The sequence below is a fragment of the Ruegeria sp. AL7 genome (assembly GCF_056536105.1).
On the sequence record NZ_JBQFJF010000002.1, the window covers coordinates 713,189 to 725,889 of the forward strand.

Sequence of the window (12,701 nt, forward strand, 5' to 3'; positions counted from 1 at the left end):
TGACTGGGAGGAAAACATGAAGATAGACATCAGATTATTGGTTGGGGCATCGGCAATTGCGCTCATGTCGCTTTCCGGGACAGCTTCGGCGCAAGATTGCCCGAGGGGTGATCTGGACGAGCGGTTTTGCGACGTCGATGGGGATTTGATTGCGGATATCCCCACAGATTCTTCCCAGCTAATTGATCCTGACACCCTGATTTTTGCCTATACACCGGTCGAAGACCCAGCCGTATACAAAACCGCGTGGTCTGACTTTCTAGAGCATCTGAAGGCTGAGACAGGCAAGGACGTGGTCTTTTTTCCGGTCCAAAACAACGCCGCCCAGATCGAGGCGATGCGGTCGGGACGCCTGCATATTGCGGGCTTCAACACCGGGTCCAACCCACTGGCAGTAAACTGTGCCGGGTTCCGACCGTTTACGATTATGGCCTCAAAAGACGGTAACTTCGGTTATGAAATGGAGATCATCACCTACCCAGGCTCGGGCATCGAAAAGGTTGAGGATATCAAAGGTAAGCAACTTGCCTTCACGTCACCCACGTCCAACTCGGGCTTCAAAGCACCGTCGGCGATCCTGAAAAGTGACTTTGATCTTCTGCCCGATCGCGACTTCGAACCCGTCTATTCGGGAAAGCACGACAACTCGATCCTTGGTGTGGCGAACAAGGACTATCCAGCGGCATCGATTGCAAATTCGGTAAAGGCACGGATGATTTTGCGGGATGTGATCAAGGAGGAAGATGTTGTTACGATTTACAAATCGCAGACCTTCCCAACCACCGGATTTGGCACTGTCTACAACCTGACGCCCGAATTGCAGGAGAAAATCCGCAATGCTTTCTTCAACTTCGAGTGGGAAGGGACGACGCTTGAAGCGGAGTTTTCCAAGTCGAACGAAGGCCAATTTCTTGAGATGACTTACCAGGAATTCTGGGACGTCATTCGCAAAATTGACGCGGCAAACGGCGTCTCCTACGCCTGCCAATAAGTCTTGCTTAATCCAGCGGGCCTGAAAAGGCCCGCTAATCACCCTAATCGGGGGCAATTTATGCTGCGTCTTCAAAAGCTGACGAAAACCTACAAGACCGGAGATCAGGCACTGAAGGCCATCGATCTTGAGGTACCCAAAGGGCAGGTGCTTGCACTGATTGGACCCTCGGGCGCGGGAAAATCGACCATGATCCGTTGCATCAACCGCTTGGTTGAACCCACAAGCGGCGGTGTTCTTCTGGATGACATGGACCTGACCAAACTCGGGTCGGGTGCGTTGCGGAAAGCACGCCGCGAAATGGGTATGATCTTTCAGGAATATGCTCTGGTCGAACGCCTCACAGTGATGGAAAACGTATTGTCCGGTCGGTTGGGGTATGTCGGATTCTGGCGCAGTTTTCTACGGCGGTATCCGCAGTCGGATGTGGACGAGGCTTTCCGCCTGCTGGACCGGGTGGGGCTGTTGCATATGGCTGACAAACGCGCGGACGAGTTGTCGGGTGGTCAACGCCAAAGGGTCGGTATCTGCCGCGCCCTGATCCAGAACCCAAAGTTGTTGCTGGTCGATGAACCGACCGCGTCGCTGGATCCGAAGACCAGTCGTCAGATCATGCGGCTGATTACCGAGCTGTGTCAGGAGCGCGGGCTGGCAGCCATCATCAACATCCATGACGTGGCACTAGCCCAGATGTTCGTTCCCCGTGTCGTGGGCCTCCGCTTTGGAGAAATCGTGTTTGATGGTCTTCCAACAGGGCTCACCCCGGAAAAGCTGACCGAGATTTACGGTGAGGAAGATTGGGAAGCGACCATCGAAAAAGTGGATGAGGATGAAGATGTCGAGGCTGCAGAATGAGCCATCGAGAACTTGACGACATGCTGGGAAAAGGTTGGCGCAAACCGGCCTTTATTAAAAACACGTTGCTGCGCAGGGCATTGATACTTGGGTTCTTCGCTTACCTGATTGCGGCTTTCATGACCATCGATGTTGATTGGGGCAGGGTCTATGAGGGACTGGACAGGGGATGGGCGTTCGTCCTTGCCTTTACCAGCCCGGATTTCATTTCACGGTGGTCAGATATCTGGGCCGGCCTTCTGGAAGCATTGTGATGACCGTGGCCGCGTCGGTTGTCGGTATCCTGATTTCGATCCCGATTGGATTGGGGGCTGCACGTAATATCGCCCCGTTGCCAATCTACATAATGTGCCGCGGCATTGTCGCGTTAAGCCGGGCATTGCAGGAAATTATCGTTGCCATTTTGCTTGTGGCCATCTTTGGCTTTGGCCCGCTGGCAGGATTTTTGACGCTGTCTTTCGCAACCATTGGGTTTCTTTCCAAGCTTTTGGCCGAAGATATCGAGGCGATGGACAAAGTTCAGGCTGAGGCGATTCAGGCCTCTGGTGCACGATGGCTGCAATGGATCAACTACGGGGTTCAGCCTCAGATCATGCCTAGGCTTGTGGGTCTTTCCATGTACCGGATCGACATCAATTTCCGGGAAGCGCTATTCTCGGGCTGGTGGGGGCAGGCGGCATTGGCGCGACACTGAACACCGCGTTTGATCGATATGAATACGACACTGCCGCCGCCATTCTGATCCTTATCATCGGGATCGTCATGGCCCTCGAATACCTTTCGGGAATTATCCGCGCGAGGGTTCAGTAATGCCGGTTCTTGAACGCGACGATACACAAATCTGGCGCAGGCGGACGACCGGCCAAAGCCTGGTTCGCTGGTTTGGATGGCTTCTGGGAGTAGCGGTTTTTGTCTACTGTTGGCAGCTCATTTCGCAATCGACAACCTGGTTTTTCGTCTGGGATGCGCCCCGTATCGCCAACGATATCTGGACCCGCGCAACGCCACCCAAATGGGACTATATCACCCAGTTGGGACCCCCGATCTGGGATACCCTGAACATTGCTACTCTGGGCACGATCATCGCTCTGTGCATGGCTGTGCCGGTTGCCTTTTTGGCGGCCCGCAACACTACCCCGTCGGCGTTGTTCATCCGCCCCATTGCCTTGTTGGTCATTGTTTCGACCCGCTCAATCAACTCGCTGATCTGGGCGCTGCTATTGATCGCTATCATTGGACCGGGTGTGTTTGCCGGTGTCATAGCGATCGCCATCCGTTCAATCGGGTTCTGCGCCAAACTTCTTTATGAAGCGATTGAAGAGATTGATCACGGTCAGGTCGAGGCGATCACAGCCACCGGTGCTTCGCGGTGGCAAGTCATGGCGTATGGGATTGTTCCGCAAATCCTGCCTGCTTTTGCCGGAATTGCAGTCTTTCGTTGGGACATCAACATTCGCGAGTCCACTGTGCTTGGGCTGGTTGGTGCCGGCGGTATCGGGTTGCAGCTTTCGGCCTCGCTTAATGTTCTGGCGTGGCCGCAAGTCAGCCTTATCCTGATAGTAATTCTTCTTGCAGTCATGATCAGCGAGTGGGTTTCGGCAAAAGTACGAGGAGCGATCATTTGACCGGATTCTCAGCGCAGGAGGCATTTAAGGCTTACGAAGCCGTCCGGCACCGCCTTCCAGATATTGAACCGAACGACGTGAATTATCGTCGTATCGAGACCCTTTTCGAAGTTATGGATGAGTTTGACGTATTTCTTCTGGATGCGTTCGGGGTTCTCAATATCGGAGAAACAGCAATCCCCGAAACGCCTGAACGGATCAAGTCACTGACGGATGCGGGCAAACGTGTCCTGGTGGTTTCGAATGCCGCAGGGTTTCCTCATGCCACGCTGTTGGAGAAATACACCAGGCTGGGATATGACTTCGCGCCGCAGGATGTGATTACCAGTCGGGCTACGTTGCTGTCCGGGCTGAATGGTCAACATGAGCTGCACTGGGGTTTGATGGCGACACCCAGCGCCGGGCTGCGCGATTTGGAAGATTTGAAACTAACCTATCTGGAGGATGACCCGCAACCCTACGAAACTGTTGATGGTTTTCTGATGATCGGGTCAGCCGCCTGGACCGAAACCCGGCAGGCGATGTTGGAGGCGGCATTGCTAAGCCGACCCCGCCCGGTATTGGTAGGCAACCCGGACATCGTTGCCCCACGCGAGTACGGCTTTTCCAAAGAGCCCGGTCTTTTCGCGCACCGTTTGGCCGACCGAACGGGTGTAGCCCCGCAGTTTTATGGAAAGCCTTTCGGCAATATCTATGATCTTGCCTTTCAGCGACTTGGGCCCGTCGACAAATCCCGCGTTCTGATGGTAGGTGACAGTCTGCATACTGACATTCTGGGCGCGCGTCATGCCGGAGTGGCTTCCGCACTTGTCTCGGATTTTGGGTTCTTCGCCGGGCATGATGTCGAGGAAGCGATCAAACAAGCAGCGATCGTGCCGGATTTTGTCGTAACCCGACCTTAAGATTTTGAAGTAAAGCGTATTTTTGGCAGAGCGAACGGGCAGCGTTGACTTGCAGAATGCGCGCGTAACAATGATTATGTTGCTTTTACAGGGCTGCATCTAGTCGGCGAATTTTCTAACGGCGAATACCCATAGTCTCGGAAACTCGAATCCGGTTCTACCGCATCCTAACAATCTGGAACTCAATATTAAGGGTCACTTTCGAGAATTTAAACTTTCTCAGGCTGGAAAAACCGATGTTTTCTTGACTGTTCCATAAACAAAGCTGGTGTCGATCGAAGCTATTCCGCCGATCGGGTGAATTCGGTTTCGAATAAAGTCTTCGTATGCTTCGAGGTCCGATACCAATACCCGCAACTGGTAATCCATTGCGCCGGTCAGCACATGGCATTCTAAAACTTCATCGATCATTCGAACGCGTTTTTCGAATTTCTGCACATCTGTTTCATTGTGCCGCTCAAGCCGGATGCGGACAAAGACAGTTATCGCCATCCCGTATGCAGCAGCGTCCACATCGGCACTGTATCCCTTGATGACACCGCTGGCCTCAAGGTTTTTGACCCGTCGCAGACACGGCGAAGGAGACAGATTGACCTCATCAGCAAGATTCTGGTTCGTCATACGCCCGTCCCGCTGCAATGCTCGAATGATCTGCCTGTCTTTGGCGTCCATTTTCTCTCCTGTTTTAGCATAATATGCCAATATTCACCATTAACGTGGCATTATTTGCAACCCATTGCTCAAAGTAAAGGCGCAAAGTGGTAACAACTTAGATCAGGAGCTCACCGTGACCCACACAACCGGATTTGCCACTCGCGCCATTCATCATGCCTACAACCCATCTGAAAACGATGGTGCGCTGACCCCGCCCCTCCACTTGACCTCAACCTTCTCCTTCGAAACCGCAGAGGCCGGCGGTGAAATGTTTTCTGGCGAGCGCGCAGGTCATATCTATAGTCGGATATCGAACCCTACTTGTGACCTTCTTGAAAAGCGTATTGCCGTGCTGGAAGGTGCCGAGGCTGGACTTGCACTGTCCAGCGGGATGGGTGCAATTACCGCCGTACTTTGGACCCTGCTGTCGCCAGGTGACGAAGTCATTGTCGACAAGACGCTCTACGGCTGCACATTCGCTTTCATGCGCCACGGTCTGGCAAAATGGGGTGTCACTATTACCCATGTCGACATGACGGACCCTGCGAACCTGAAAGCCGCTGTTTCCGAAAAAACCCGCGTCGTCTATTTTGAAACCCCAGCCAATCCAAACATGCGCTTGGTGGATATCGCTGCCAGTTCAGAGATTGCACATTCTGTCGGTGCACAGGTTGTGGTCGACAATACATATGCCAGCCCATATCTGACCCGCCCGATCGAGCACGGCGCGGATATCGTCCTGCACTCCGCCACCAAATATCTGGGCGGGCATGGCGATGTGGTCGCGGGTCTTGTGGTCGGAACCGCCGAGCAGATTTCTGAGATCCGGCTTGTCGGCATGAAGGACATGACAGGCGCAGTGATGGCACCTTTCAACGCAATGCTGATCCTGCGTGGACTGAAGACACTGAACCTGCGACTGGATCGCCACTGTGCGTCCGCCAAGGTTGTCGCCGATTACCTTCAGGCACACCCGGCCGTCAGTGAGGTTTATTTCCCGGGGCTTGAGAGTTTTGCCCAGCACGATGTCGCACAACGCCAGATGTCGCAGCCGGGGGCCATGATCGCCTTTGAAATCAAGTCTGGCCTGTCCGGTGGCATCGAGTTCATGAACCGCCTGAACATGATCCAACGCGCCGTGTCCTTGGGGGATGCAGAAACCCTGATCCAGCACCCGGCATCCATGACTCATTCGACTTATACTGCGGAAGAACGGGCAGAACATGGGATCAGCGACGGTCTGATCCGTCTTTCCGTCGGGCTGGAAGACGTTGATGACATCCTTGCGGATTTGGAGCAAGCTCTGCCCTACCCTGCCCGCAGTGCCGCATGAACCCGGAGACCACCATGCCGAATGATCCCAAGCTGTTGAAAATCGTCGAACAGCGTTTGCTGTGGTTGTCGCATTGGATGATCCACCATGCCAACCATATCCGTCCCAAGGTGGATGGGATCAAGGTTGGTGGTCATCAAGCGTCGTCCGCGTCGATGGTTTCGATCATGACGGCGCTCTACTTCTCGGCTTTGCGTCCCGAAGATCGGGTTGCGGTCAAGCCTCATGCGTCACCGGTTTTCCACGCGATGCAGTACCTTATGGGCAACCAGACCCGCGAGAAGATGGAGAACTTTCGCGGGTTTGGCGGCGTGCAAAGCTATCCCAGCCGGACAAAGGATATCGATGATGTCGACTTTTCGACAGGTTCGGTAGGTTTGGGTGTCGCGATCACCTCGTTTGCTTCGATCATTCAGGACTACGTCAAGGCCAAAAACTGGGGGGCAGATGCCCCGATGGGGCGCATGGTGGCGCTTGTAGGCGACGCTGAACTGGATGAAGGCAACGTATACGAAGCATTGCAGGAAGGCTGGAAAAACGGCCTGCGCAACACGTGGTGGATTATCGACTACAATCGGCAGTCGCTCGACGGCATCGTTCGTGAAGGTTTGTTCGAACGGATCGAGAAAATCTTTGATGCCTTTGGATGGGATGTTGTGCGCGTGAAGCATGGTGTCCTGCAGCGCGCGGCCTTCAAGGAACCTGGCGGTGATCGGCTGCGAGACTGGATTGATGCCTGCTCGAACCGGAATACTCGGCCCTGACGTTCATGGGTGGCGAGGTTTGGCGAAAGCGCCTCATGGACGATCTTGGGGATCAGGGGGATGTGACGGCGCTGATCGAACGGCGCACAGATGCCGAACTCGCTGCATTGATGGAAAACCTCGGCGGCAACTGCGTCGAGACCATGGCCCAAACCTTTGATGCAATCGAACATGACCGCCCTACCTGTTTCCTGGCCTACACTGTCAAGGGATGGGGCACGCCAATTGCGGGCCACAAGGACAACCACGGCGGACTGATGAACAACAGCCAGTTCGTCGCGTGGCAAGAACATATGGGCGTGCCTGCCGGCAAGGAATGGGAACCTCTCTCGGCAGTGCCGGACCCAGAGGCGTTGAAAGATTTTCTGTCGAAAGTTCCCTTCTTTGCAAAAGGTCCGCGACGCTATTTCGATGGCAAGCTGGATGTTCCATCAATTGACATCGACACAAGCCGCGAAATCTCGACCCAAATGGCTTTCGGCAAGATTTTGGATGACTTGTCGAAGGGCGACAGCCAATTGGCCGAGCGTATCCTGACGACGTCCCCTGATGTCACAGGCACAACAAACCTTGGCCCGTGGGTTAACCGGCGCAAACTGTTTGCCAGATCCGAGCAAGCCGACGCTTTTATTGAACATCGTATCCCCTCGACGGCAAGATGGGAATTTACTCCCGAAGGGCAACATATCGAGCTTGGTATTGCCGAGATGAACCTCTTGTTGCTTTTGGGCGCTGCGGGCCTTTCGCATTCCCTGTTCGGCAAGCGGCTTATCCCGATCGGCACTGTGTATGACCCCTTTGTCAGCCGTGGCCTCGATGCGCTCAATTATGCTTGTTATCAGGATGCGCGCTTTATGCTGGTCGGCACGCCTTCGGGCATAACGCTGGCCCCAGAAGGCGGCGCGCATCAATCCATTGGCACACCTTTGATCGGGATGAGCCAGGACGGGCTGGCGGCCTTTGAGCCAGCCTTTGCTGATGAACTGGCGGTGATCATGGAGTGGGCCTTTGACTACCTGCAGCGTGATGGCGAAGGGCAACCGGACGAACGCACCTGGCTGCGTGACGAAACAGGCGGTTCGGTTTATCTGCGCTTGACGACAAACCCGATTGAACAGCCTGGCAAACGCGTGGGCGATGAGTTCCGTCAAGGTGCCATAGATGGTGCATACTGGCTGCGGAAGCCGGGCCCGAATTGCGAGGTCGTAATCGCTTATCAGGGGGCCGTTGCACCCGAAGCGATCAAAGCCGCTGGCGTGATGGGCGAAGGACGCAAAGACATTGGAGTGCTGGCGGTGACTTCGGCAGACCGGCTAAACGCTGGGTGGACGGCAGCGCAACGGGCGCGTTCGCGCGGCAATCAGGAGGCTCGGTCCCACATCGAAACTTTGATGTCCGGTCTGCCGTGCCACTGCAAGCTGGTTACCGTGATCGACGGACACCCCGCGACATTGTCTTGGCTGGGTGCCGTACAGGGACATCAGACCATCCCATTGGGGTCGAACATTTTGGTCAGACAGGGACAATTGGCGACCTCTATCGGCACCATTGCATTGACGCGGACGCTATCCTGGAGAAGGTGAATGGTCTGACCCATGGCAAGGCTTTGCTTCGCACATGAGCGGCGGTGTTGGACGTCACAGCCAGGCCTTACCCTCAGGGTAATTGGGCCCTTTCTGCAGGCGCGCTTGGGTTCGAAACCCCAAACGAAAGGCACCTTGTTCGAACCAAACTTTTGGGATCTGAGAAGAATTACGACTCGGGACTAAAGAAAAGATCCGCGCGCCTTTGCTTCTGTCACTACAGGTGCTCAAAACTGTCGTTGGTATGGACCGCCAGGAAAATCAATTTTGCGTGTATTAAGTCGGCCTATGCACGCTATCCGACCGGTTTTTTGGAAATATTCTTATTCATGTATGCGCTTAATAAAAATGGGTCTGTTCCTCTAGAATGTAACTCTTGAATAGCCGTTGATAATGTAGTTTGCAGGAGACACTCCAGTACGCGTTTGCCCCAAAAAGAACACTTTGTTCGAGCAGTTTCAGCGCAATCAATAACACCTAATTTCTAAGACAGAATAATGGCCACCGTTACAACAATCCCCAGACCGTCCGTAAGTTCTCCGCTCAGCTCTATCCAGGGCACCTATGCATATGGTGACGGGAATCCGTCGACCACGACGGTGATTTCCTACAGTTTCGGGCACTTCTCTGATACGCAGGCTTGGTCATCAGAGTATAAGGCGGAGTTCCGTGCGGCGCTGGCCGCAATAGAAGCCGTTGCAAACATTACTTTTGTCGAAGTCACCTCCGGTTCCGCTGACTTGGTTGAGGTTCTCGCGCCTTCTTCATTCTTTGAAAACCCGCGAACTCTCGGATTTCACTATTCGCCATCGAGCGGGACATCCTATGGAGCGTTCAACACGTCATACTGGACTGCTTCTTTCAACGGAAACGGTGATCCGGGCGGGTTTTTCTTTACTACTTTGGTCCATGAATTAGGTCACGCCCTTGGGTTGGGGCATCCTCATGACACCGGATTGGGTACAACCGTGTTGAGCGGTGTAACGTCGCCATTCGACTCGTTTGGGGCGGCGGGCCTCAATCAGGGTGTCTACACTGTGATGTCGTATAACGATGGATGGACTTCACAAAACGGGGGGCTACACTTTAACGCAACGTACGGTGGTTCAACGGGGCTTGGGGCTTTGGATATTGCCGCGTTGCAGGCCATGTATGGGGCGAATACTTCATATAATTCCGGGGGCAATACCTACACACTTCCCTCTGCAAACGTCGCAGGAACTGGGTATCAGGCCATTTGGGATACTGGCGGGATTGACACAATACAACATGTTGGCAGTTCGAACGCACACATAGATCTCCGGGCCGCCACATTGGACTATTCCGTCACCGGAGGTGGGCTGATTTCGCATGCGGCTGGAATAAAAGGTGGTTTCACAATCGCGCATGGCGTTGTGATTGAAAACGCGTCTGGCGGATCGGGTGCTGATACTATTGTCGGCAATACCGCTCAGAACGTCTTGCGCGGGAACGACGGAAACGACACCATTCACTCGCTGTCCAACGGAAGCAATAACAACACCATCTATGGCGGCCAAGGCAACGATATCATTTTTGTGGCCCAAGGTACCGGCGCTGACCAGGTCTTTGGGGACCAGGGCAATGATCTGGCTGTTGTGCAGAGCAACGCAGGCACGTTTACAGGTGGAACCGGCACAGACACTGTCAGATTTGTCAGCGCGATAAGTAACTATTTATTCTTTGAAAACGGCGTTTTGTACGAGTTTTGGACGTCGTCTCGCGCACAACTTTCACCATTGCAGACGACGTAGAGTTGGTCCAGTTTCTTGACGGGTTACAGCAGTATACCCGGTCGAATATCAAGTCTGCAATGCAGCTTTCAGATATTGATACACAGGGAACGACGTTACAACATGCCAGCCAAGGGCTTTATGTGCTGGATGGTGGAAGTTCGAACATTGCTTTGATTTATGGTGGCCAGTCTATTGGGCAGAACTCGCTAGCGGGCTGGCAGGCGCTTCAGGCCGAAGCCTCGGGCGGTGGCTACAAGGTGCTGTGGCAAAATGCGAACGGGTCATATGCTGAATGGACCACGGATGCCTCGGGGCAATATGTTAGCGGGACCGGCATCGCCAATGTCGTGGATGTCGAGGCCTTTTATGGTGTTGATCTGAACAATGACGGCCAGACCGGCCACGCCATAACCAATATCGAGACCAGCGGGTCGATAACACTCGCGTCTTCAACCCGCGGTGAGTACCTGATCAACGGTACCATCAACCTGACGTATAATGGCAATACAATTGGGCCAGACAGCCTGCCGGGCTGGCAGGCGCTTCAGGCCGAAGCCTCGGGCGGTGGCTACAAGGTGCTGTGGCAAAATGCGAACGGGTCATATGCTGAATGGACCACGGATGCCTCGGGGCAATATGTTAGCGGGACCGGCATCGCCAATGTCGTGGATGTCGAGGCCTTTTATGGTGTTGATCTGAACAATGACGGCCAGACCGGCCACGCCATAACCAATATCGAGACCAGCGGGTCGATAACACTCGCGTCTTCAACCCGCGGTGAGTACCTGATCAACGGTACCATCAACCTGACGTATAATGGCAATACAATTGGGCCAGACAGCCTGCCGGGCTGGCAGGCGCTTCAGGCCGAAGCCTCGGGCGGTGGCTACAAGGTGCTGTGGCAAAATGCGAACGGGTCATATGCTGAATGGACCACGGATGCCTCGGGGCAATACCAAGGCGGTGTTAGCATCGCCAATGTTGTGGATGTCGAAGCCTTTTATGGTGTTGATCTGAACAATGACGGCCAGACCGGCCACGCCATAACCAATATCGAGACCAGCGGGTCGACCACACTCGCGTCTTCAACCCGCGGTGAGTACCTGATCAACGGTACCGTCAACCTGACGTATAACGGCAATGCTATTGGGCCAGACAGCCTGCCGGGCTGGCAGGCGCTTCAGGCCGAAGCCTCGGGCGGTGGCTACAAGGTGCTGTGGCAAAATGCGAACGGGTCATATGCTGAATGGACCACGGATGCTTCGGGGCAATACCAAGGCGGTGTTAGCATCGCCAATGTTGTGGATGTCGAAACCTTTTATGGTGTTGATCTGAACAATGACGGCCAGACCGGCCACGCCATAACCAATATCGAGACCAGCGGGTCGACCACACTCGCGTCTTCAACCCGCGGTGAGTACCTGATCAACGGTACCGTCAACCTGACGTATAACGGCAATGCTATTGGGCCAGACAGCCTGCCGGGCTGGCAGGCGCTTCAGGCCGAAGCCTCGGGCGGTGGCTACAAGGTGCTGTGGCAAAATGCGAACGGGTCATATGCTGAATGGACCACGGATGCTTCGGGGCAATACCAAGGCGGTGTTAGCATCGCCAATGTTGTGGATGTCGAAACCTTCTACAGTCACGATATTGATGGAAATGGGACCATCGGTCCTGCTCAACCAAAACTGAGCGCTTTGTTGGCACCGGAAAACAATACCGTGACGGTGGCCGAGGAGTCCGGTGCCTCCGAATGGGACGAAGATGTCGACTATCTGGAATTCGTGCCAGACTTGCCCACCTTCCAGAATGAGGAAGATATCTATGGATTGGTTGTCTCTTGCGTGAAAAACAACATTTACGGGCCTTCGACAACCATCCTGGAAGCTGTGTGGCAAGAAGCCACAGACAATGTGCCAGAAGAGGATGCCAACCTGACAATTGCATCCTTGCTGGAGGATGACAGCTTCTTTTGGTAATGTTGACCCCGCTCAGTAGGAGATGCTGATCGCGCTGCGATTGCCTCGGATACATTTCTGGTGCGAGAGAAGTGTATCTATGCCGAAGAAACGATTCAGTGATGTGCAAGTTGCCTTTGCGTTGTAACAAGCTCTGAGAGAGACGTGGGTCAACTGGTGTATGAAGATGCATTTTGGCCGACTGGCCTCAGGGAATCGTATTCAAGATCCAATTGGGGTCAGGTTTATGTGGACGGCTCAAGGCTGACTCTTCGGGGTTGA

At 54.2% G+C, this 12,701-nt stretch carries 8 protein-coding genes and 2 pseudogenes; 9 read left to right on the plus strand and 1 reads right to left on the minus strand.

Annotated features, from left to right (window positions below; translation table 11 throughout):
• The first annotated feature begins 16 nt into the window (after nt 1-16).
• The 5 genes and pseudogenes from phnD (at nt 17) to ACR3E2_RS20520 (ending at nt 4,373) form a co-directional block, all read left to right on the plus strand.
• A complete protein-coding gene (gene phnD, locus ACR3E2_RS20500) occupies nt 17-991 on the plus strand; it encodes a phosphate/phosphite/phosphonate ABC transporter substrate-binding protein (RefSeq protein ID WP_480483730.1) in 975 nt (324 codons plus the stop codon).
• A gap of 60 nt (nt 992-1,051) precedes the next feature.
• The gene (gene phnC / locus ACR3E2_RS20505) at nt 1,052-1,846 is read left to right on the plus strand and encodes a phosphonate ABC transporter ATP-binding protein (RefSeq protein ID WP_267366602.1); all 795 of its coding nucleotides are present in this window, start codon (nt 1,052-1,054) and stop codon (nt 1,844-1,846) included.
• A pseudogene (gene phnE, locus ACR3E2_RS20510) lies at nt 1,843-2,656 on the plus strand (phosphonate ABC transporter, permease protein PhnE). Before phnC ends, phnE (ACR3E2_RS20510) begins: the two are co-directional and overlap by 4 nt.
• Nucleotides 2,656-3,471: a phosphonate ABC transporter, permease protein PhnE gene (gene phnE / locus ACR3E2_RS20515; RefSeq protein WP_480483731.1), complete on the plus strand. Its 816-nt coding sequence runs from the start codon at nt 2,656-2,658 to the stop codon at nt 3,469-3,471. Before phnE (ACR3E2_RS20510) ends, phnE (ACR3E2_RS20515) begins: the two are co-directional and overlap by 1 nt.
• A complete protein-coding gene (locus ACR3E2_RS20520) occupies nt 3,468-4,373 on the plus strand; it encodes an HAD-IIA family hydrolase (RefSeq protein WP_480483732.1) in 906 nt (301 codons plus the stop codon). Before phnE (ACR3E2_RS20515) ends, ACR3E2_RS20520 begins: the two co-directional genes overlap by 4 nt.
• Before the next feature lie 219 nt (nt 4,374-4,592).
• Here ACR3E2_RS20520 and ACR3E2_RS20525 read toward each other — a convergent pair whose 3' ends face one another.
• Nucleotides 4,593-5,045, minus strand: a complete 453-nt coding sequence (locus tag ACR3E2_RS20525) for an Lrp/AsnC family transcriptional regulator (RefSeq protein WP_480483733.1) — start codon at nt 5,043-5,045, stop codon at nt 4,593-4,595.
• A 115-nt stretch (nt 5,046-5,160) separates the two neighbouring features.
• On the opposite strand from ACR3E2_RS20525, the gene ACR3E2_RS20530 reads away from it, so the two are divergent.
• The 4 genes and pseudogenes from ACR3E2_RS20530 (at nt 5,161) to ACR3E2_RS20545 (ending at nt 12,440) form a co-directional block, all read left to right on the plus strand.
• Complete coding sequence (locus ACR3E2_RS20530) at nt 5,161-6,360, plus strand: methionine gamma-lyase (protein ID WP_480483734.1); 1,200 nt, start codon at nt 5,161-5,163, stop codon at nt 6,358-6,360.
• Between the two features lie 14 nt (nt 6,361-6,374).
• Nucleotides 6,375-8,745 (plus strand): annotated as a pseudogene (locus ACR3E2_RS20535) (1-deoxy-D-xylulose-5-phosphate synthase N-terminal domain-containing protein).
• A 459-nt stretch (nt 8,746-9,204) separates the two neighbouring features.
• Nucleotides 9,205-10,479 (plus strand): M10 family metallopeptidase, encoded by a 1,275-nt coding sequence (locus ACR3E2_RS20540; RefSeq protein ID WP_480492892.1) that lies wholly within the window; start codon nt 9,205-9,207, stop codon nt 10,477-10,479.
• A complete protein-coding gene (locus tag ACR3E2_RS20545) occupies nt 10,434-12,440 on the plus strand; it encodes a hypothetical protein (RefSeq protein ID WP_480492894.1) in 2,007 nt (668 codons plus the stop codon). Before ACR3E2_RS20540 ends, ACR3E2_RS20545 begins: the two co-directional genes overlap by 46 nt.
• The last annotated feature ends 261 nt before the right edge of the window (nt 12,441-12,701 follow it).